Here is a 20,995-nt window from a genome sequence, read left to right as displayed (position 1 = left end):
CGGTTTGTTCAGGCGCAAATTACTGCTTCCAGATAATTTTGCTCACTTTCCAGCTTTTCAGCGTGTCGTCAGACGGCATTAAACCTTCCGGACCACTCCAGGTACCGGTGAAGAGATAGCTGATGTGCTGGCTGCCCTGCGCTTTACATTCCACCGCCACGCCGTCGTCAGACGGGGCACTGGTGCAGTTGCCGAAGGCCTGTTTATAGAGTTCGCTAAACGGGGTTCCCACTTTCACACCGCTTTCGGTTGGGATGTCGTCGTCCATCACAGCAATGCGGTTTACCGTGCCTTTATCACCGTTAATCACCAGCGCCAGCGTGTCACCCTTCAGCGCTTCGAAATAACGCACGATATTGCCGTTTTCTGTTTTCATGCCGCTGCGCAGGCGATAACCGCCACCCAGTGCATCCTGAAGGGCGTCCTGATCCAGTGCCGTCGCGGCGGTAATTTTCCCCACGCCCTGCTCGGTCACTTCCGTTGAAGAGCCAAACCAGTTCCACGGATAGGCCGCAGACCAGTTAATTGATGAGAGCGTTGAACAGCCGGTTAACGCCAGCGGGAGAGCGCATAAAAGTAAACGCAGCGATTTCATTGAAACGTCCTTACGTGTTAAATCAACGCTTGTTGGAGTGCGGTATCGGCAAAAAGTGCCAGGTTAATCTTCCTGATGCGTAAAACAGGCGCGAAGGCGGGGATTCGTCAGCAGCCACAGCAGCGCCACGATATCCGCCACGAGCAGCGCAATACCGATCCCCGTAAGCGGTTCACCGCTCCACCAGAGCACCGGTTGCCAGACGAGCAGCGCAAGCTGAGCGAGGATCAGCAGCCAGCGAAGCGCACCCCACCGGCGCGGGATCGTATGCCGTCGCCCGCTGCATAAAAACGCCATCACTGCCGGCACGCCCGGCAGCAAGCCGAGCCAGAAGGCATCGTGATCGGGATAAAAGAGCGTCAGAAGGGTATCGCCCTGCCCGCGCGACGCGGCGGCCATCACAAACAGCACCCAGGTACGGGCCTGCAGCAGCAAAACGCACCAGAACAAAAAGGGCAGCCTGACACGCCCTTGCGCATCATAATCTGCCGGATGGATCTCAGTACTCTTCATCTTCTATCAGGCGCTTACCTAAGCTCAGTACGTCCGCGTGTTCATAACCCAGACGTTCATACATGCCCAGCACCACGTCGTTATCTTCCCGCACCATGATCTGAATCTTCGGGCAGCCGCGGGCAATGAGTTTCTTTTCCAGCCGATTGAGCAGCGCATTGGCGATGCCGCGCGCACGAAATTCCGGGTGCACGCCCAGATAATAGGCCGAGCCGCGATGGCCGTCGTACCCGCCCATCACTGTTCCCACCACCTCGCCGTTGACTTCTGCCACCAGAAACAGACTGACGTCGTGATTCAGCTTACGTTCAATATCCATTTCCGGATCGTTCCACGGACGCAGCAGATCGCAGCGCTCCCAAAGGGTGATCACCTCTTCGAAATCTTCCTGGCGAAAAACGCGTATCTCCATGGTATTAACCGCCTTTTCGGGTTTAAAAACAGTGATTATGGCGTGAACATCGCGTTTAGCCAATAACCGGGGAAAAACTCGCCAAAATTTGGCATAATGTCACTTTGTCACGTATTGAAATGAAAAGTAAAACAATTCTCAATAAGGACTGTCGTAACGCTAATCACGATACGATATAACACCAGGACCCCAATTTTTACAATTCAGGCCGCATGAGCACATTCAAACCATTAAAAGCACTCACATCGCGTCGTCAGGTTCTCAAAGCGGGGCTGGCGGCCTTAACGTTAACGGGCATCGCACAGCAGGCTCAGGCTAAAGAAGAGAGCACGCTCAAAACCAGTAACGGACACAGTAAACCGAAATCGAAAAAGCCGGGCGCGAAGCGTCTGGTCATGCTGGACCCCGGTCACGGCGGAATTGATACCGGCGCTATTGGTAAAAACGGTGCGAAAGAAAAGCATGTCGTGTTAGCGATTGCAAAAAATGTGCGCGCAATTTTACGCAGCAATGGCATTGACGCCCGCCTGACGCGTTCTGGCGACACGTTTATTCCGCTGTACGACCGCGTAGAGATCGCCCACCAGCACGGTGCCGATCTGTTTATGTCGATTCACGCGGACGGTTTTACCAACCCGTCGGCGGCGGGGGCTTCGGTGTTCGCCCTCTCCAACCGTGGGGCGAGTAGCGCCATGGCGAAATATCTCTCCGATCGTGAAAACCGGGCGGATGAGGTTGCGGGGAAAAAAGCCACCGACAAAGATCATCTGTTACAGCAGGTGCTGTTTGACCTCGTTCAGACGGACACCATTAAAAACAGCCTGACGCTCGGCTCGCATATTCTGAAGAAGATTAAACCGGTGCATCGCCTGCACAGCAGGAGCACCGAACAGGCGGCGTTCGTGGTGCTTAAGTCGCCGTCAATTCCGTCCGTGCTGGTGGAGACGTCGTTCATCACCAACCCGGAGGAAGAACGCCTGCTCGGCACCACCGCGTTTCGCCAGAAGATCGCCAACGCCATCGCCTCAGGCATAATCAGTTACTTCAACTGGTTCGATAACCAGAAAGCGCACTCCAGGAAACGTTGATGAAACCCAATGCACAGCTGGTAAAAACATTCCTGCTGCAGCTGCAGGATGAGATTTGCCAGAAACTGGCCGCCGCAGATGGCGGTGAATTTCAGGAAGATAGCTGGCAGCGCGAAGCCGGTGGCGGCGGACGCAGCCGCGTGCTGCGTAACGGTGGCATCTTTGAGCAGGCTGGCGTCAATTTTTCCCACGTCCACGGAGACGCGATGCCCGCTTCCGCCACGGCTCATCGACCAGAACTGGCAGGCCGCAGCTTCGAAGCAATGGGCGTATCGCTGGTGGTTCATCCGCACAACCCGTATGTGCCGACCAGCCATGCCAACGTGCGCTTTTTCATTGCTGAAAAACCCGGGGCCGATCCGGTCTGGTGGTTTGGCGGCGGTTTTGACTTAACGCCCTACTACGGGTTTGAAGAAGATGCCGTGCACTGGCACACCACCGCACGCGATCTCTGTCAGCCGTTTGGGGACGACATCTACCCGAAATTTAAAAAATGGTGCGATGACTATTTTTATCTGAAGCACCGCGATGAGCAGCGCGGCATTGGCGGGCTGTTCTTTGACGATCTCAACACGCCAGATTTTGATACCGCGTTCAGCTTTATGCGGGCGGTAGGTGAAGGGTATACCGGGGCCTATCTGCCGATCGTGGCGCGACGTAAAGATACCGACTACGGCGTGCGCGAGCGCGAGTTCCAGCTTTACCGCCGTGGGCGCTACGTAGAGTTCAACCTGGTATGGGATCGCGGTACGCTGTTTGGCCTGCAGACCGGCGGGCGCACGGAGTCCATTTTGATGTCGATGCCGCCGCTGGTTCGCTGGGAGTACAGCTACGAGCCAAAAGAAGGCAGCCCGGAGGCTGCCCTGAAAGACTTTATTACGATTCGGGACTGGGTGTAATGCCGGCAGGCGCAGCGCTTACAGCGGCTGCGTCTGCGCTTCAACCACCGCCAGTGCCACCATATTCACGATACGACGCACCGAAGCAATCGGCGTCAACACGTGCACTGGCTTCGCCACGCCCATCAGCACCGGTCCTACGGTGACCCCTTCAGAGCTGGAGACACGCAGCAGGTTGTAGCTGATGCGGGCCGCTTCCACGTTCGGCATAATCAGCACGTTTGCAGAACCTTTCAGCGGACTGTCCGGCATGCGTTCGTTACGAATGCTCTCCACCAGCGCAGCATCACCGTGCATCTCGCCGTCAATCATCAGTTCCGGCGCACGCTGGCGAACCAGCTCCAGCGTCTGGCGCATTTTGCACGCCGCCGCTGATTTCGACGAACCGAAGTTGGAGTGCGACAGCAGCGCTACCTTCGGTTCAATACCAAAGCGACGCACGGTTTCTGCCGCCATCACGGTGATCTCCGCCAGCTCTTCCGGGCTCGGATCGTCGTTAACGTAGGTGTCGGCAATAAAGGTGTTGCCGCTTGGCAGCAGCAGCGCGTTCATCGCCCCGGCGGTGTGGACCCCTTCGCGATAGCCGAAGATCTCCTGCACCACGCTGAAGTGCTCGTGGTAATCACCGATCGTGCCGCAGATCAACGCATCCGCTTCACCGCGGTGGACCATGATCGCCCCGATCACCGTCGTGTTGCTGATCACGGCCTTTTGCGCCTGCTCCTGGGTGATCCCGCGACGTTTCATGATCGCGTAGTATTCGTTCCAGTACTCTTTAAAGCGCGGATCGGATTCGTTATTAACGATCTCAAAATCCACACCCGCTTTGATCTGCAGCCCCAGCTTCTGGATACGCATCTCGATAACGCTCGGACGACCGATCAGGATTGGCTTCGCCAGACCTAAGGTGATCAGCTCCTGCGTGGCATGCAGAACGCGCGCCTCTTCCCCTTCCGCCAGCACCACGCGTTTCGCGTCGGCACGCGCCTGGGAGAAAATGGGCTTCATAAACAGGTTGGTTTTGTAGACAAACTCGGTGAGCTTATCGACGTAAGCATCGAAATCTTTGATGGGGCGCGTCGCCACGCCGGAGTCCATTGCCGCCTTAGCAACCGCCGGGGCGATTTTGACAATCAGACGCGGGTCGAATGGTTTTGGAATGATGTAGTCCGGGCCAAAGCTCAGATCCTGGTCACCATACGCCGAGGCGACCACTTCGCTCTGCTCGGCGTGCGCCAGTTCCGCAATGGCATGAACGGCCGCGAGCTTCATCTCTTCGTTGATCGCCGTCGCGCCCACGTCCAGCGCCCCGCGGAAGATGAACGGGAAGCAGAGAACGTTGTTCACCTGGTTCGGGTAATCGGAACGACCGGTACAGATAATGGCATCTTCACGCACGGCTTTTGCCAGCGGCGGCAGAATTTCCGGTTCCGGGTTTGCCAGCGCCAGAATCATTGGCGCACGCGCCATTTTCTTCACCATCTCCTGGGTCAGCACTTTCGGGCCTGAACAGCCAAGGAAGATATCCGCGCCGTCAATCACGTCCTCCAGCGTGCGTTTACCGTCGTCTTCTACCGCGTAGGCCGCTTTGGTTTCCGCCATGTTCGGCTCACGGTCCTTGTAGATAACGCCTTTGGAGTCGCAGACCACAATGTTGTGCTTCTGCATGCCCAGCGCCACCAGCAGGTTCATACAGGCGATTGCCGCCGCGCCTGCACCGGAGACCACCATACGCACGTCAGAGAGATTTTTCTCAACCACACGCAGACCGTTCAGAATGGCCGCGGTGCTGATAATCGCAGTACCGTGCTGGTCATCATGGAACACGGGAATGTTCATACGCTCGCGCAGTTTCTGCTCGATATAGAAACATTCCGGCGCTTTGATGTCTTCGAGGTTGATCCCACCGAAGGTCGGTTCCAGCGCGGCAACCACATTGATGAATTTATCAGGATCGAGCTCATCCACTTCGATATCGAACACGTCAATACCGGCAAATTTCTTGAACAGAACGCCCTTGCCTTCCATCACGGGCTTACCGGCCAGCGCACCAATATTGCCTAATCCCAGCACCGCCGTCCCGTTAGAGATCACGGCGACCAGGTTGCCACGCGCGGTGTATTTATAGGCTGCCAGCGGATCTTTTTCGATTTCGAGGCACGGCGCCGCGACGCCGGGCGAGTAGGCCAGCGCCAGATCGCGCTGAGTCGCCAGCGGTTTTGTCGGGGAGACCTGAATTTTACCTGGGACAGGGAACTCGTGGAAATCGAGAGCACTCTGTTTTAACTGATCATCCATCTTATTTTTCCTTTCACGTATCGGTCAAAAGGGTGACGTTTGCGATCCTGAAGCACACCCTGGTGTGCCGCCTAGTATCGCCGCAGGCAGCCACATAAACTTTGAAGGCTGCCAAACTCTCACCATTGCAGAATAAAAATTGTTATCAATTTATAACAGCCATGTTACCCGTCTCAGAAAGCAATGCCTCCCCCGTCTGCTATGCTTTTTTGTTAAGTCCATCATGATTTTCGCAGAAGTGTGAACTAACGCACTCGAGTAACTCTTTTATTTCCAAGGAGTAATTATTTATGAACCAACTAGACGGCATCAAACAATTCACTACCGTGGTCGCCGACAGCGGTGATATCGAGTCGATTCGTCACTATCAGCCCGAAGATGCGACCACTAACCCTTCGCTGCTGCTCAAAGCGGCCGGTCTTGCTCATTTTAGTCATCTGATTGATGACGCTATCGACTACGGTAAACAGCGCGGTAAAACACAGGAGCAGCAGGTCGCCGAAGCGAGCGACAAGCTGGCCGTTAATTTCGGTGCGGAAATTCTGAAAAGCATCCCGGGACGCGTCTCTACCGAAGTGGACGCCCGCCTCTCCTTCGACCAGGAGAAGAGCATCACGAAAGCCCGCCGCCTGGTTGAGCTCTACCAGGAGCAGGGCATCGATAAATCGCGCATTCTGATTAAGCTGGCCTCAACCTGGGAAGGGATCCGCGCGGCGGAAGTTCTGGAAAAAGAGGGGATCCATTGCAACCTGACGCTGCTGTTCTCCTTTGCGCAGGCGCGCGCCTGTGCCGAAGCCGGCGTCTTCCTGGTGTCTCCGTTCGTCGGGCGAATCTATGACTGGTATCAGGCTAAACAGCCGATGGATCCGTACGTGGTGGATGAGGACCCGGGCGTGAAATCGGTACGTAATATCTACGACTATTACAAACAGCACCGCTACGAAACCATCGTGATGGGCGCCAGCTTCCGCCGTACCGAGCAGATCCTCGCCCTGGCAGGCTGTGACCGCCTGACCATCTCCCCTAACCTGCTTAAAGAGCTGCAGGACAAAGAGGAGACGGTTATCCGCAAACTGGTGCCCACATCAACCGTCCTCCCCAAACCTAAAGCCATGACCGAAGCGGAATTCCGCTGGGAGCACAATCAGGACGCAATGGCCGTCGAAAAACTGGCGGAAGGCATCCGCCTGTTCGCCGTCGACCAGCGCAAACTTGAAGATCTTCTTGCCGCCAAACTTTAACCTTGCCACGGAGTGAATTATGTCCCGTAAAGAGCTAGCCAATGCCATTCGCGCCCTCAGCATGGATGCCGTGCAGAAAGCCAATTCCGGCCACCCTGGCGCCCCCATGGGCATGGCTGACATTGCCGAAGTGCTGTGGAATGATTTCCTGAAGCACAACCCGAACGATCCCAGCTGGTACGATCGCGACCGTTTTATTCTCTCTAACGGCCACGCCTCCATGCTGCTCTACAGCCTGCTGCACCTTTCCGGCTACGACCTGCCGCTATCCGAGTTAAAAAACTTCCGCCAGCTGCACTCAAAAACGCCGGGCCACCCGGAGATAGGCTATACGCCGGGTGTGGAGACCACCACCGGGCCGCTCGGCCAGGGGTTAGCCAACGCGGTCGGGCTGGCGATTGCCGAACGCACGCTGGCGGCGCAGTTTAACCAGCCAGACCACGAGATTGTCGATCACTACACTTATGTGTTTATGGGCGACGGCTGTCTGATGGAGGGGATTTCTCACGAAGTCTGTTCGCTGGCGGGCACGCTGGGGCTGGGCAAGCTGATCGGATTTTACGATCACAACGGTATCTCCATCGACGGGGAGACCAAAGGCTGGTTTACCGACGACACGGCAAAACGGTTTGAGGCCTACCACTGGCACGTAGTGCATGAAATTGACGGCCACGACCCAGAAGCGGTGAAAAAAGCGATTCAGGAAGCGCAAAGCGTGAAGGACAAACCGTCCCTGATCATCTGTCGCACCACCATCGGTTTCGGCTCACCGAACAAAGCGGGTAAAGAGGAAGCCCACGGCGCGGCGCTGGGTGAAGAAGAAGTGGCGCTGACCCGGCAGAAACTGGGCTGGAAATACCCGCCGTTTGAGATCCCGAAAGAGATCTACCGCGAGTGGGACGCCCGCGAAGAGGGTGAAAAAGCCCAGCACGCGTGGAATGAAAAATTTGCCGCCTATCAAAAAGCCCACCCGGAACTGGCCGCTGAATTCTCGCGCCGCATGAGCGGTGGCCTGCCGGAGGACTGGGAAGCGAAAACCCAGGCGCTGATTGAAAATCTGCAGTCTAACCCGGCAAAAATTGCCACCCGTAAGGCCTCGCAAAACACGCTGAACGCCATCGGCCCCCTCCTGCCTGAACTGCTGGGCGGCTCCGCGGATCTGGCTCCAAGTAACCTGACCATCTGGTCTGGCTCAAAATCGCTGAAAGAGGATATTGCCGGGAACTATATCCACTACGGGGTGCGTGAGTTCGGGATGACCGCCATTGCCAACGGCATTGCCCATCACGGCGGGGTTGTGCCCTACACTGCTACCTTCCTGATGTTCGTTGAGTACGCCCGTAACGCGGCGCGTATGGCGGCATTAATGAAAGCGCGGCAGATCATGGTCTACACCCACGATTCGATTGGTCTGGGTGAAGACGGTCCCACGCACCAGGCCGTTGAGCAGCTGGCGAGCCTGCGTTTAACGCCAAACTTCAGCACCTGGCGTCCGTGCGATCAGGTCGAAGCGGCGGTTGGCTGGAAGCTGGCGGTTGAGCGCCACACGGGGCCAACGGCATTAATTCTGTCGCGGCAAAACCTGGCCCAGATTGAACGCACGCCGGAGCAGGTAAAAAATATCGCCCGCGGCGGGTACATCCTGAAAGACAGCGGCGGCAAACCGGATGTCATTCTGATTGCTACCGGTTCTGAGGTGGAAATTACCGTGAAGGCCGCGGAAAAACTGACCGCCGAAGGTCATGCGGTACGCGTGGTATCCCTGCCGTCCACCGACATTTTTGATGCTCAGGATGAGGCCTACCGTGAATCGGTCCTGCCCTCTAACGTCGCAGCCCGTGTGGCCGTCGAGGCGGGGATCGCCGACTACTGGTACAAATATGTCGGGCTGAAAGGTGCCATCGTCGGGATGCGTGGGTACGGCGAGTCGGCGCCTGCCGACAAGCTGTTCCCGTATTTTGGCTTTACCGTTGAGAATGTGGTTGAGAAGGCGCTGAGCGTAATTTAGCGCGTGATCCACAACGTGGGCCAGGCATCTGGCCCATTCCAGTTATCGCAGTTGGGCTCTTCTGCATAACGCACCAGGCGGAAACGCTGGCCGTCAAAACGCCAGCGCGTCTGGACCCCACAATCGCCAATACCGCGCCCCAGCGCGAGCGTAGTCAGCTCGCGCGTTTTCTCATCAAAGCGGGCATTCATCAATTCGATTTCACTGCTATCGTCTGCAGGGGTGAAAGGCAGACGCAGCCTTACACTGCGGGAAGAAAACGGCTTTTTGCGCGATACCAGCCAGGCCAGATCGACCGTGTTATACGCCCCCGCCTCACAGCTAATAATCAGCAATGCTTTTTCATCGGTTAACGCGGTGACGCGCACTTCACGGCGGTTAGGATCGAGCGAGCACTGGCTGTTGTTCATCCGCCAGGTGCCATAATCCAGCAGGTCATTCAGTTCGGCATGGGAGAGCGGCGTCGGCGTCGGATTGACTACCGCCACCTTTTTTAAGGCGGGTGCAGGCGGCACGCTTAACGGCGGATCGTCACCTTTTTTAATCCAGGCCGTTTCACTCCCGACACGTTTCTGCTGCGCGTCAATAAACAACAGCGCGGCTTTCAGGCCGTTCAGAGAGATAACCTGGTCACCGCCGCGCAAGGTCAGGGCTTTTCCTTCCTGGATATTTTTCAGAAACGCCGTGATGGTGGCGGCATCATCACTTTTCAGATGCCACGGGGTTAACTGCCAGTGCTGCCGATCCAGCTTGAGAGGAACCTTATCCAGCAACAACCGCGGCGCAATATCCGCTTCTTTCACGGCAGGGTCAGCAAGGCCGCCGAGATCGATACGCAGCGTAGCGTCGGTTTTCGCGCCGGCACTGCGGCTGAGCGTCATGACCAGCCCCCGGTGTTCACCGGTATTGCGTGCGAGGCAAAAATTCTGGTTATTGCAGGTCACCTGCCAGTCAGAAAATAATTGCTGGGCAGGCGCAGCCCACACCTGCGAGGAGGTGAGCACGCAAAACAGGCAGAGAAGAGAGACGCAATAGCGCATGAATGGCACAATCCCGGAACGAAAACGCTTAACTGGGCTGTATCTTCGTGTTCCCGCCCGGGTTGCTCAATCGGATTTATCGGATAGATTTATCCGAAATACATTCTATCACCGTTCGAAAGAGGCGTTCATCAGCCCGGTCGTTTGAAGATACTGTAGTAATATCACAGCTTTACCATCCCTGATTTCCCCGGCATGCATCATCTCCAGCGCCCGGGAAAACGGCAACTCCAGCACTTCAATATCTTCATCTTCCACGCCACCGCCGCGGTGAGTACGCTGCGCATCGCTGTATTCCGCGATGAAGAAGTGGACGATTTCCGTCACGCCGCCAGGAGACATAAACAGCTCGAAGACCTTTTTGACCTCTCCCACTTCAAAGCCAGTCTCTTCGACGGCCTCTTTGCGGATGCACACTTCCGGCTCGTCGTCATCAAGCAGGCCCGCACAGGTTTCAATCAACCTGCCGTCAGGGTTGCCATTGACCCATGTTGCTACCCTGAACTGACGGATCAGCACCACACTCTGCTTTTCACGGTTATAGAGCAAAATGGTGGCGCCATTGCCGCGGTCATAGACCTCGCGTTTATGGCGGATCACTTCACCGTTATTACGGGTTAAATCGTAAGTGATGTTACGCAGGACAAAGTAGTTTTCAGAAAGGATTTTGTCTTTGATAACGTCAATTTTCAGGGTCATACGGGCTCCACGACACAATGAGTCTTCCTATAGTACGCCGTGAAACCCGCTTTGTCGCCCGCCTGGTTTAGTGCATTTTCGGCACACTGACCTCAAGCCAGTCGAGGATCCCCCGCGCCGCATGACGCCCTTCCGCCATCGCCGTCACCACCAGATCAGCGCCGCGCACCGCATCACCGCCGGCGAAAATTTGCGGGTTAGACGTCTGGTAACGATAGCGGCTTTCCACCGAGGCAATGATTCGCCCCCAGTCATCGGTGTTGACGCCCTGACTCTCCAGCCAGGGCATGGCATGTGGGTTAAAGCCAAAAACCATAATCACCGCATCGGCCGGCATGACAAACTCGCTGCCCTCCACCGGGACGGGTCGACGACGCCCCTGCGCATCCGGCTCTCCCATCCGGGTGCGCAGCATCCGGATGCCGTTAACCTTGCCGTCAGCAGCAAGGGTCAATTCAACGGGCTGGACGTTAAATTCAAATGCGGCTCCCTCTTCTTTCGCATTCTTCACCTCTTTTTTCGAGCCCGGCATATTGGCTTCATCCCGGCGATAGGCGCAGGTGACTTTTGCCGCGCCGTGACGTAACGCGGTGCGCACGCAGTCCATTGCGGTATCGCCCCCGCCCAGCACCACCACGTTGAGCCCACGGGTGTCGATAAACGGTTCGTTGGCCGTCGCGTCCAGCCCCATGACGTGGCGCGTGTTCCCCACCAGGAACGGCAGTGCATCGTAGACGCCCGGCGCATCTTCATGGGGGATGCCCGCTTTCATCGAACGATAGGTTCCCACGCCAATGAACAGGGCGTCGTAATCTGTTTGCAACTGAGACAACGATACATCGCTGCCCACGTCGCAGTTCAGCTCGAAGTGAACCCCCATCGCAGTAAAAATCTCTCTGCGTCGTGCGAGCAGGGATTTATCCAGCTTAAAGGCCGGAATGCCGAAGGTCAGCAAGCCGCCGATTTCGGGATGCCTGTCATAGACCGTTACGCTCACCCCGCTGCGCACCAGCACATCCGCGCATGCCAGTCCGGCAGGCCCCGCGCCGATAATCGCGACGCGTTTTCCCACCGAAGAAACGCCAGACATATCCGGTCGCCAGCCCAGCGCCAGCGCCTGGTCAGAGATGTAGCGCTCGAGGTTGCCAATGGTCACTGACCCTGACGCATCGCGCACGGTGCAGGCACCTTCACATAACCTGTCCTGCGGGCAGACCCGGCCGGTAATTTCAGGTAAACAGTTGGTCTGATGAGAAAGTTCAACCGCGCCGAGGATGTCACCGGCGTTAATCCGTTCAATCCACTGCGGAATGTGGTTGTGCAGCGGGCAGGTCCATTCACATATGCTGTGCTCCCCGCATTTCAGGCAGCGCGATGCCTCGCGTCTGGCCTGTTCGGTCCGAAACGGCAGGTATATTTCATTGAAATGGCCAACCCGCTCTTCGGCAGCCAGTTTGTCGGGCTCGCCGCGTGGCGGTGTGTTGTGCATCTGCTGCAGTTTGGTGGGTGCCGTCTCCTCGCTGACTGCCTCACTGTGCCAGGGTTGCGCCTCCAGCCTGGCGGTGCGCTGACGGCGCGATTTTGCCAGGTTATCCAGCACGTCAGGCGTCGCCAGCGTCAGCACATCTGCCGGGCAATTTTCAATACAGGCCGGGCCCTGCGGGCGGGTCAGGCAGAGATCGCATTTATACGCCGCGGCTTTTGCACTGCCGTTGTCGAGCGGCGTAACGATAATCTCCATTGTGCCGAAGGGACAGGCAACCACGCAGGCTTTACAACCGATGCATTTTTGTTGATTCACCTGTACGCTGTCATCGCGTTTGCTGATGGCGCCGTTCGGGCAACTGAGTGCACACGGGGCATTTTCACAGTGGTGACAGGTGACGGGGCTGTTCTGCGCGCCAGAGTTAAGGACCGTAATACGGGGATGGAAATGGCGCTTGCTCAGGACATGTTGCTCATCATTATGCGCCATTACGCAGGCAACTTCGCAGGCGTGGCACCCAATACATTGCTGGCTGTTAGCCATAATAAAACGATTCATAACGACACCTGTTTTTGGTTCAATAACCTTATTCTTTGTATGAATATGGTATTTACTCATCACAGCGTCGTCAGGCAATGTTCAATTGCCCGGAATGCCAAACTATTTCCAGTGAACCTGTGGCAGATCAATTTTATTCAGGAAGCCGTTCTGTGACCGTTAAACGCCCTGTTTCCGCAAGCCTGGCCTGGGCTTTCTTTTCGATGATTGTGTTATCCGTTCTAACCAGCACCGTCGCGCTGCTCACGCTTGCCAGCAGCCAGCGTGACGCCGAAGCCATCAATATTGCGGGTTCACTGCGTATGCAGAGTTACCGGCTGGGCTATGAGATGCAGCGCAACAGCCCTTCCCTGACACAGCATCGCCAACACTGGCAACACACCCTGAGCGCACCTGCACTCCAAAAGCTGAACCGCTGGTACGTGCCGGACGATGTCAAACAGCGCTACCAGCAGCTGCATCTGGCCTGGCAGGAGATGGATACGCACATCGCCCGCGGCGATCTCGCGTGGTATCAAACCCATATCGAAGATTTTGTTGGCCGTATTGATGCCTTTGTGCTCGCCCTTCAGCACTATACCGAACATAAAATTCAGACGGTGACCCTGCTCTCTCTGGCTGGCGCGCTGGGGATCCTGCTGCTGACGGTGTTTACCCTGCGACGCATCCGTCGTCAGGTGGTCTTGCCCCTCAACAATCTGGTCGCCGCAAGCGAACGCGTTGAACGGGGACAATTTGATACCCCGGCGCCGGATACCGCTTTGCCGAATGAACTCGGTCAGCTGTCCCGCGCCTTTAACCATATGTCGGCGGAGTTACACACCCTCTATCGCTCGCTTGAAGATTCGGTTGCGGAAAAGACCCGGCACCTGAACGAGGCGCATCAGCAGCTCGAAATGCTGTTCAAATGTTCGCAGGCGCTCAACACCGGACAGATAGACAGTCACTGTTTCCGGCATATATTGCAAATCGTCCATGAATACACCCGGATGAATTATCTGGAGTTACGGACCAGCGACGACTGGCGTCTGTGTGAAGGAAGTGAGGCAGCCGACATGCCGCTGCAAAACCTGCCGGTGCTGATGCAGGGCACGCTCTACGGCGAGCTGCGCTGGCAGAGCGAGACGGACAGCGTCCCGCTTCCGCTGATGAGAAGCGTGGCGACAATGCTCGGGCGCGGGCTTTACTTCAACCAGGCACAAAAGCATTACCAGCAGTTGCTGCTGATGGAAGAGCGCGCGACGATTGCCCGCGAACTGCATGATTCCCTCGCGCAGGTGTTGTCGTATCTGCGGATCCAGCTTGCGCTGCTTAAGCGTGCCGTACCGCAAGAGAATGCCCCGGCGCAGACCATCATCACCGACTTCTCCCGCGAGCTTAACAATGCCTGGCATCAGCTTCGCGAGCTGCTCACCACCTTCCGCCTGACGCTCAACCACGCTAACCTGCCGGCGGCCCTTCAGGAGTCACTCGACGGTCTGCAGAGCCAGACACAGGCAAAGCTGCATCTTGATTGTCGCCTCTCCTCGCTGGCCCTTGACGCACAAAAGCAGGTGCATCTGCTGCAGATCGTGCGTGAAGCGGTGTTGAACGCAATCAAGCACGCGCAGGCCAGCGAGATCACCGTAAGCTGTATCACCGCCGTAGACGGCACGCACAGCGTGAGCATTCGCGACAATGGCATCGGGATTGGCGAAGCCAGCGAGCCGCCGGGGCATTACGGGCTGAATATTATGCGTGAACGCGCGGAACGGCTCGGCGGTACCCTGCACTTTTCGCAGCCACAAAATGGGGGAACGCAGGTAAGCGTGACATTCCCTTCGTCGCTGGCGTTAACAGGTAAATAACCGTAAAGGGGGCAGCGCAGAGAAACGCGCATGATAATTTACATTATCTCCTTTATTTCTCCACGTTTGGTCTTCGTCTTGCCGCTAAAGTGGTGCGGGCAATAAACAATAATGACGTGCAGCAAAACGAGGTCAATTTTTCATGGCGAATTTTTTCATCGATCGCCCCATTTTTGCCTGGGTACTTGCCATTCTGTTGTGTCTGACAGGTGTCCTGGCCATTACTTCACTTCCCGTTGAGCAATACCCCGATCTGGCACCTCCTAACGTGCGTGTCACAGCAAACTATCCCGGCGCCTCGGCACAGACGCTGGAAAATACCGTGACGCAGGTTATCGAGCAGAACATGACGGGTCTGGATAACCTGATGTACATGTCCTCACAAAGCAGCGCCACGGGCCAGGCGACGGTGACCCTGAGCTTTACGGCCGGGACTGACCCGGACGAAGCGGTGCAGCAGGTACAAAATCAGCTGCAGTCAGCCATGCGAAAACTGCCGCAGGCAGTGCAAAATCAGGGCGTTACCGTACGTAAAACGGGGGATACCAATATTTTGACCATCGCGTTTGTCTCCACCGATGGTTCCATGGATAAGCAGGATATTGCGGACTACGTTGCCAGTAACATTCAGGACCCGCTCAGCCGTATTAACGGCGTAGGGGATATCGACGCCTACGGGTCACAATATTCAATGCGCATCTGGCTCGATCCTGACAAGCTGAACAGCTTCCAGATGACGGCGACTGACGTGACGGACGCCATCAAGTCGCAGAACGCCCAGATTGCCGTAGGGCAGCTGGGAGGAACGCCTTCCGTCGAAAAACAAGCCCTGAATGCCACCATTAACTCGCAATCGCTGCTTCAGACTCCGGAGCAGTTCCGCAACATCACCCTGCGCGTGAATCAGGACGGTTCAGAAGTGCGGCTGGGCGATGTCGCCACGGTGGAAATGGGCGCGGAAAAGTACGACTACCTGAGCCGCTTTAACGGTAATCCCGCCTCCGGCCTGGGGATTAAACTGGCCTCCGGCGCAAATGAAATGGCGACGGCGAAACTGGTGTTAGACCGCCTGGACGAGCTGTCGAACTATTTCCCTCACGGCCTTGAATACAAAGTCGCCTACGAAACCACCTCCTTCGTTAAAGCGTCGATTGAGGATGTGGTGAAGACCCTGCTGGAAGCCATCGCGCTGGTCTTCCTGGTCATGTACCTGTTCCTGCAAAACTTTCGGGCGACGCTGATCCCGACCATAGCTGTCCCCGTGGTTCTGCTGGGCACCTTCGCGGTGCTTTACGCGTTTGGCTACAGCATCAACACGCTGACGATGTTTGCAATGGTGCTGGCAATTGGCCTTCTGGTGGATGACGCCATCGTGGTGGTTGAAAACGTCGAGCGCATCATGAGCGAGGAAGGTCTTTCCCCGCGCCAGGCCACGCGTAAATCGATGGGGCAAATACAGGGCGCGTTAGTCGGCATCGCCATGGTGCTTTCAGCGGTCTTTATCCCGATGGCCTTCTTTGGCGGCACAACCGGCGCCATTTACCGCCAGTTCTCAATAACCATCGTCTCGGCAATGGTGCTTTCGGTACTGGTGGCGCTGATCCTGACCCCTGCGCTCTGCTCTACCCTTCTTAAGCCTTTGCACAAAGGCGAGCAGCATGGTCAGAAAGGGTTCTTCGGCTGGTTTAACCGCATGTTTAACCGCAATGCCGCGCGTTATGAATCCGCCGTCGGTAAAGTGCTGCACCGCAGCCTGCGCTGGATGCTGATTTACGTAGTGCTGCTGGGCGGAATGGTCTGGCTATTCCTGCATCTGCCTACCTCGTTCCTGCCGATGGAGGACCGGGGAATGTTCACCACCTCCGTGCAACTTCCGAGCGGCGCGACGCAGCAGCAGACGCTGAAAGTGGTCGAAAAAGTCGAACAGTACTTCTTCACCCAGGAGAAAGATAATGTGGTGTCGGTCTTCTCCACCGTGGGCTCTGGCCCGGGCGGTAACGGGCAGAACGTCGCCCGTATGTTTGTACGCCTGAAGGACTGGGACGAGCGCGACACAAAAACGGGGACCGCGTCGGCCATCATTGAACGCGCAACCCACGCGTTTACGCAGATCAACGAAGCGCGCGTCTTTGCCAGCAGCCCACCGGCCATTAGCGGGCTGGGCAGTTCTGCCGGGTTTGACATGGAGCTGCAGGATCACGCCGGTGCAGGTCACACGGCGCTGATGGCGGCGCGCGATAAGCTGTTAGCGCTGGCGGGCAAAGACGCTGACCTGACACGCGTTCGTCATAACGGCCTGGATGACAGCCCGCAGCTGCAGGTGGATATTGATCAGCGTAAGGCGCAGGCTCTGGGTGTTTCCATCGACGACATTAACGACACCCTGCAGACGGCCTGGGGCTCAAGCTATGTGAATGACTTTATGGATCGTGGGCGTGTGAAAAAAGTGTATGTCCAGTCCGCCGCGCCGTTCCGTATGTTGCCGAATGATATTAACCGCTGGTTTGTTCGTAATAACGCAGGCGGGATGGTGCCGTTCTCGGCGTTCGCCTCGTCGCACTGGGAGAGTGGTTCGCCGCGTCTGGAACGCTATAACGGCTATTCGGCGGTTGAAATCGTCGGTGAAGCTGCGCCGGGCGTCAGTACCGGTACCGCCATGGACACCATGGAGAAACTGGTGCAACAGCTGCCTGCCGGGTTTGGGCTGGAGTGGACGGCGATGTCTTATCAGGAGCGGCTCTCCGGGGCACAGGCGCCTGCGCTTTACGCGCTTTCCCTGCTGGTGGTCTTCCTCTGTCTTGCCGCGCTGTATGAAAGCTGGTCCGTTCCGTTCTCGGTCATGCTGGTGGTGCCGCTTGGCGTCATCGGTGCGCTGCTGGCGACCTGGATGCGCGGTCTGGAGAATGATGTGTACTTCCAGGTAGGGCTGCTCACCGTGATCGGCCTGTCGGCGAAAAACGCGATCCTGATTGTTGAGTTTGCCAACGAGATGAATGCCAAAGGCCACGAGCTGATGGCGGCCACACTGCACGCCTGCCGTCAGCGCTTGCGTCCGATCCTGATGACGTCGCTGGCATTTGTCTTTGGGGTATTACCGATGGCAACCAGCACCGGTGCGGGCTCCAGCAGCCAGCATGCGGTAGGTACAGGGGTGATGGGGGGCATGATTTCGGCAACCGTCCTGGCCATTTATTTTGTGCCCCTGTTCTTTGTGCTGGTGCGTCGCCGCTTCCCGCTGAAGGAACGTCCTGAATAACAGTGCGTAATAAAAAAGGCGGCTCTCAGGGCCGCCTTTTAGGGTGTGTGATTAATTCACACTATGGTTATTTTACTTATTTAAGTGCTCTTGCAATTCTTACTGAATGTCATTTACGAAGCATGCCTTCGATAAAATCTTTCCAGTTCCCCAGTTCACGTTCAATCATAACTACCTCTCTTATTATTATGCGCATTCTACGAAAACGTATCATCATTGTGAAGACCGTCTAACCTATCGCTGTGATTGTACCCCGCTACTGTCAGGGATTTATGATAAATATGAACGCAGGGCCTTAAATTTTGTGTGACGCTCAGCAATATTTTGAAATAACCATACAGGCAGGTGAGATTTAAATTACCGCCTGAGTTCATTAGCATTTTCGGTCTTATGGACATCTATGCTTAAATGATGAAAGAATATTCAGCGTACAGTTGTGAGTTGAATTAAGAAGAAGTGTAAATCAAGACAATTCCTGAATGTGTTATATTCCACTTAAGGATATATCTTCGAAATTACTGAACATTTAATCATCATAAGAACAAAAGGATTCACCATGGTTGTGATGTACGGCATTAAAAATTGCGACACCATCAAAAAAGCACGCCGGTGGCTGGAAGCGAACAACGTGGAGTACTGTTTCCATGACTATCGCGTTGACGGGCTTGATGCAGAATTTCTGCATACCGCTATCAAGGAACTGGGTTGGGAGGCGCTGCTGAATACCCGTGGTACCACCTGGCGTAAACTGGATGAAGCCGTCCGGGCTGGCATCAACGACGCCGACAGTGCCGCCAAACTGATGCTCGAAATGCCGGCAATCATCAAACGCCCATTGCTCTGCGCGCCCGGGCAGCCTATGCTGCTGGGTTTCAGTGAAACCCTTTATTCCGACTTTTTTCGTTGAGGTGTAGTTTATGTCATGCCCGGTCATTGAGCTGACTCAGCAGCTTATTCGCCGTCCCTCCCTTAGCCCGGACGACGCAGGTTGTCAGGCATTAATGATTGAGCGCCTGCGTGCCATCGGTTTCACCGTTGAACGCATGGACGTTGGCGACACCCAGAACTTCTGGGCGTGGCGCGGTCAGGGCGAAACGCTAGCCTTTGCCGGACATACCGACGTCGTTCCCGCAGGTGATGCGGATCGCTGGATCAACCCGCCGTTTGAACCGACCATCCGCGATGGCATGTTGTTCGGGCGCGGTGCGGCAGACATGAAAGGCTCGCTGGCGGCGATGGTCGTGGCGGCAGAGCGCTTCGTTGCCCAACATCCGAACCACAGAAACCGCCTCGCGTTTCTGATCACCTCTGACGAAGAAGCCAGCGCCCACAACGGCACCGTGAAGGTCGTTGAGGCGCTGATGGCCCGCAATGAGCGTCTCGACTACTGCCTGGTCGGCGAGCCGTCCAGTACGGAAGTGGTGGGAGACGTCGTCAAAAATGGTCGCCGTGGGTCGCTGACCTGCAATTTGACCCTTCATGGCGTTCAGGGGCACGTTGCCTATCCACACCTGGCCGATAACCCGGTCCATCGCGCGGCACCGATGCTGAACGAACTGGTGACCATCGAGTGGGATAAAGGCAATGAGTTCTTCCCGCCGACCAGCATGCAGATTGCAAACCTGAAGGCCGGTACCGGCAGCAACAACGTGATCCCCGGTGATTTCTTTGTCCAGTTTAACTTCCGCTTCAGCACTGAACTGACCGATGAGATGATCAAAGCGCGCGTTATCGCGCTGCTGGAAAAATATAATCTGCGTTACACCGTGGACTGGTGGCTTTCCGGCCAGCCGTTCCTGACCCAGCGGGGCAAACTGGTGGATGCGGTAGTGAACGCCATCGAGCACTATAATGAAATTAAGCCACAACTGCTGACGACAGGTGGCACCTCAGACGGACGCTTTATTGCCCGGATGGGGGCCCAGGTTGTCGAACTGGGGCCGGTGAACGCAACCATTCATAAAATCAATGAATGTGTGAATGCTGCTGATTTGCAGCTGCTGGCCCGTATGTATCAACGAATTATGGAGCAACTCGTCGCCTGACGAACGCTCTGAGAGGAATAGCGAATGGACTGGCTTTCAAAGTACTGGTGGATTCTGGTGTTAGTGTTTCTGGTCGGCGTGTTACTTAACGTCATTAAAGATCTTAAGCGCGTTGATCACAAAAAGTTTCTCGCCAACAAACCGGATCTTCCACCGCATCGTGATTTTAACGATAAGTGGGACGATGATGACGACTGGCCGAAGAAAGACCAGAAGAAGTGATTCTCTGTCCCCTCTCCTGCGGGAGAGGGGGCTACATCACATAAACTCGACGATATCATCGTCATTTGGCTTGCCACCGCTGAGCGCTTCATCAAAGTAGTGCTTCGGTACGGTATAACGCAGATGATCGAGCGCAAACTGCATGCTGCGGTCATCAATCGCGTGCCCCAGATCGTCTACAATATCCAGCGTCACATCCCCGCCTTCGCGGATCAGCGCTTCCTGCGCGGCAACCGCATGCGAAAGTTCAATCACACGGTCTTCACCACCGTGGATCAGATGGATCGTGGTCTGCGTCGTCGCGCGTTGCGGTAACGTCGCAAAGCGCCCGTTAAAAGCAATCACACGCGACACCAGACCTGGCTGCGCTTTTACGCTCTCCAGGGACATGATAGACCCCTGCGAAAAGCCAATCAGCGCGGTCGCATCGGCACCAACGCCGCTCTGCTGCTGCCAGTAACGCACGGTGTCGATAAAGACAGGCATGACGGCGTCAATACGTGCCTGACGGTTCTCTTCCGTAACGCCCTGAACGGAGAACCACTGCCGTCCGTTCGGACCACACGGCTCCACTCCGCCAATACTGACAATCAGCGCCTGCGGAAATATCGGGGCAAACCAGCTGCCAATCTGGCCCATATTGACGGCGTTATCGCCAACACCATGAAACAGAAGCAGTAACTGTTTAGCCGGTTTATCAGGGCTTTGAACAACAAAATGATCGTGTTTCATGGCGGTCTCCTTATTTGATGGCCTGGATTCTACGCCTCTCAGGAGGAATGACCATG

18 protein-coding genes are annotated in these 20,995 nt (G+C 56.1%); 9 read left to right on the top strand and 9 right to left on the bottom strand.

The annotated features are described in order from the left end of the window. Positions 1-19 precede the first annotated feature (19 nt). The 3 genes from BJP35_RS19040 to BJP35_RS19030 all read right to left on the bottom strand — a co-directional run bounded on the left by BJP35_RS19040 (position 20) and on the right by BJP35_RS19030 (position 1,520). Entirely contained in the window at positions 20-595 is a 576-nt protein-coding gene (locus BJP35_RS19040; RefSeq protein ID WP_020883081.1) for an RpoE-regulated lipoprotein, read from the bottom strand. A 63-nt stretch (positions 596-658) separates the two neighbouring features. Then, complete coding sequence (locus BJP35_RS19035) at positions 659-1,108, bottom strand: DUF2919 domain-containing protein (RefSeq protein WP_047743031.1); 450 nt, start codon at positions 1,106-1,108, stop codon at positions 659-661. Next, complete coding sequence (locus tag BJP35_RS19030; protein WP_020883079.1) at positions 1,095-1,520, bottom strand: GNAT family acetyltransferase; 426 nt, start codon at positions 1,518-1,520, stop codon at positions 1,095-1,097. Before BJP35_RS19030 ends, BJP35_RS19035 begins: the two co-directional genes overlap by 14 nt. Before the next feature lie 212 nt (positions 1,521-1,732). On the opposite strand from BJP35_RS19030, the gene amiA reads away from it, so the two are divergent. Continuing rightward, complete coding sequence (gene amiA, locus BJP35_RS19025) at positions 1,733-2,608, top strand: N-acetylmuramoyl-L-alanine amidase AmiA (protein ID WP_014171098.1); 876 nt, start codon at positions 1,733-1,735, stop codon at positions 2,606-2,608. Continuing rightward, positions 2,608-3,507 (top strand): oxygen-dependent coproporphyrinogen oxidase, encoded by a 900-nt coding sequence (gene hemF, locus BJP35_RS19020; protein WP_025203494.1) that lies wholly within the window; start codon positions 2,608-2,610, stop codon positions 3,505-3,507. Before amiA ends, hemF begins: the two co-directional genes overlap by 1 nt. Positions 3,508-3,525: 18 nt before the next feature. Here the strand turns inward: hemF and maeB are convergent, their stop codons facing one another. Then, on the bottom strand, positions 3,526-5,805 hold the full coding sequence (gene maeB / locus BJP35_RS19015) for an NADP-dependent oxaloacetate-decarboxylating malate dehydrogenase (RefSeq protein WP_014171100.1): 2,280 nt from the start codon (positions 5,803-5,805) through the stop codon (positions 3,526-3,528). 290 nt (positions 5,806-6,095) lie between these two features. Between maeB and tal the strand changes: the two genes are divergently transcribed. Both tal and tkt read left to right on the top strand, forming a co-directional pair. Next, on the top strand, positions 6,096-7,046 hold the full coding sequence (gene tal, locus BJP35_RS19010; protein WP_014171101.1) for a transaldolase: 951 nt from the start codon (positions 6,096-6,098) through the stop codon (positions 7,044-7,046). Between the two features lie 19 nt (positions 7,047-7,065). After that, entirely contained in the window at positions 7,066-9,054 is a 1,989-nt protein-coding gene (gene tkt / locus BJP35_RS19005; protein ID WP_086463484.1) for a transketolase, read from the top strand. Here the strand turns inward: tkt and BJP35_RS19000 are convergent. From BJP35_RS19000 to aegA, 3 genes are all read right to left on the bottom strand, one after another. Then, complete coding sequence (locus BJP35_RS19000; RefSeq protein WP_047743034.1) at positions 9,051-10,094, bottom strand: DUF1176 domain-containing protein; 1,044 nt, start codon at positions 10,092-10,094, stop codon at positions 9,051-9,053. The two genes, tkt and BJP35_RS19000, sit on opposite strands and share 4 nt — an antisense overlap. 108 nt (positions 10,095-10,202) lie before the next feature. Beyond that, the gene (nudK, locus tag BJP35_RS18995) at positions 10,203-10,793 is read right to left on the bottom strand and encodes a GDP-mannose pyrophosphatase NudK (RefSeq protein ID WP_020883075.1); all 591 of its coding nucleotides are present in this window, start codon (positions 10,791-10,793) and stop codon (positions 10,203-10,205) included. A 67-nt stretch (positions 10,794-10,860) separates the two neighbouring features. After that, positions 10,861-12,837 carry a formate-dependent uric acid utilization protein AegA gene (aegA, locus tag BJP35_RS18990; RefSeq protein ID WP_047743035.1) on the bottom strand — a complete coding sequence of 659 codons (1,977 nt, stop codon included), beginning with the start codon at positions 12,835-12,837 and terminating at the stop codon, positions 10,861-10,863. A gap of 152 nt (positions 12,838-12,989) precedes the next feature. Here aegA and narQ point away from each other — a divergent pair, with 152 nt between their 5' ends. Together narQ and acrD are read left to right on the top strand one after the other, a co-directional pair. Then, the gene (gene narQ, locus BJP35_RS18980) at positions 12,990-14,684 is read left to right on the top strand and encodes a nitrate/nitrite two-component system sensor histidine kinase NarQ (protein ID WP_086463483.1); all 1,695 of its coding nucleotides are present in this window, start codon (positions 12,990-12,992) and stop codon (positions 14,682-14,684) included. A gap of 142 nt (positions 14,685-14,826) precedes the next feature. Beyond that, positions 14,827-17,940, top strand: a complete 3,114-nt coding sequence (acrD, locus tag BJP35_RS18975) for a multidrug efflux RND transporter permease AcrD (protein WP_047743037.1) — start codon at positions 14,827-14,829, stop codon at positions 17,938-17,940. 109 nt (positions 17,941-18,049) lie between these two features. Here acrD and ypfM read toward each other — a convergent pair whose 3' ends face one another. Continuing rightward, a complete protein-coding gene (gene ypfM / locus BJP35_RS24330) occupies positions 18,050-18,109 on the bottom strand; it encodes a protein YpfM (protein WP_015572204.1) in 60 nt (19 codons plus the stop codon). A gap of 387 nt (positions 18,110-18,496) precedes the next feature. On the opposite strand from ypfM, the gene BJP35_RS18965 reads away from it, so the two are divergent. From BJP35_RS18965 to BJP35_RS18955, 3 genes are read left to right on the top strand one after another with little or no spacing between them, the layout of a single operon-like run. Next, positions 18,497-18,847 (top strand): ArsC family reductase, encoded by a 351-nt coding sequence (locus BJP35_RS18965; RefSeq protein ID WP_020883071.1) that lies wholly within the window; start codon positions 18,497-18,499, stop codon positions 18,845-18,847. Between the two features lie 10 nt (positions 18,848-18,857). Beyond that, positions 18,858-19,985 (top strand): succinyl-diaminopimelate desuccinylase, encoded by a 1,128-nt coding sequence (gene dapE, locus BJP35_RS18960; protein ID WP_014171110.1) that lies wholly within the window; start codon positions 18,858-18,860, stop codon positions 19,983-19,985. A gap of 24 nt (positions 19,986-20,009) precedes the next feature. Then, positions 20,010-20,207 carry a YpfN family protein gene (locus tag BJP35_RS18955; RefSeq protein WP_014171111.1) on the top strand — a complete coding sequence of 66 codons (198 nt, stop codon included), beginning with the start codon at positions 20,010-20,012 and terminating at the stop codon, positions 20,205-20,207. Between the two features lie 36 nt (positions 20,208-20,243). On the opposite strand, the gene ypfH is transcribed toward BJP35_RS18955, so the two are convergent. Then, positions 20,244-20,939, bottom strand: a complete 696-nt coding sequence (gene ypfH, locus BJP35_RS18950) for an esterase (protein WP_020883070.1) — start codon at positions 20,937-20,939, stop codon at positions 20,244-20,246. Positions 20,940-20,995 lie beyond the last annotated feature (56 nt).

The sequence above is a fragment of the Enterobacter sp. J49 genome, from assembly GCF_002148625.1.
Classification (GTDB): Bacteria; Pseudomonadota; Gammaproteobacteria; order Enterobacterales; family Enterobacteriaceae; genus Enterobacter; species Enterobacter ludwigii.
This window is presented reverse-complemented; position numbering and strand designations above follow the sequence as displayed.

Coding starts and splice junctions, on each gene's coding strand:
- acrD (WP_047743037.1), top strand. CDS start 14,827: ATGGCGAATTTTTTCATCGATCGCCCCATTTTTGCCTGGGTACTTGCC.
- ypfH (WP_020883070.1), bottom strand. CDS start 20,939: ATGAAACACGATCATTTTGTTGTTCAAAGCCCTGATAAACCGGCTAAA.
- BJP35_RS19040 (WP_020883081.1), bottom strand. CDS start 595: ATGAAATCGCTGCGTTTACTTTTATGCGCTCTCCCGCTGGCGTTAACC.
- dapE (WP_014171110.1), top strand. CDS start 18,858: ATGTCATGCCCGGTCATTGAGCTGACTCAGCAGCTTATTCGCCGTCCC.
- tal (WP_014171101.1), top strand. CDS start 6,096: ATGAACCAACTAGACGGCATCAAACAATTCACTACCGTGGTCGCCGAC.
- hemF (WP_025203494.1), top strand. CDS start 2,608: ATGAAACCCAATGCACAGCTGGTAAAAACATTCCTGCTGCAGCTGCAG.
- BJP35_RS19030 (WP_020883079.1), bottom strand. CDS start 1,520: ATGGAGATACGCGTTTTTCGCCAGGAAGATTTCGAAGAGGTGATCACC.
- tkt (WP_086463484.1), top strand. CDS start 7,066: ATGTCCCGTAAAGAGCTAGCCAATGCCATTCGCGCCCTCAGCATGGAT.
- BJP35_RS18965 (WP_020883071.1), top strand. CDS start 18,497: ATGGTTGTGATGTACGGCATTAAAAATTGCGACACCATCAAAAAAGCA.
- BJP35_RS18955 (WP_014171111.1), top strand. CDS start 20,010: ATGGACTGGCTTTCAAAGTACTGGTGGATTCTGGTGTTAGTGTTTCTG.
- BJP35_RS19000 (WP_047743034.1), bottom strand. CDS start 10,094: ATGCGCTATTGCGTCTCTCTTCTCTGCCTGTTTTGCGTGCTCACCTCC.
- BJP35_RS19035 (WP_047743031.1), bottom strand. CDS start 1,108: ATGAAGAGTACTGAGATCCATCCGGCAGATTATGATGCGCAAGGGCGT.
- nudK (WP_020883075.1), bottom strand. CDS start 10,793: ATGACCCTGAAAATTGACGTTATCAAAGACAAAATCCTTTCTGAAAAC.
- aegA (WP_047743035.1), bottom strand. CDS start 12,837: ATGAATCGTTTTATTATGGCTAACAGCCAGCAATGTATTGGGTGCCAC.
- maeB (WP_014171100.1), bottom strand. CDS start 5,805: ATGGATGATCAGTTAAAACAGAGTGCTCTCGATTTCCACGAGTTCCCT.
- amiA (WP_014171098.1), top strand. CDS start 1,733: ATGAGCACATTCAAACCATTAAAAGCACTCACATCGCGTCGTCAGGTT.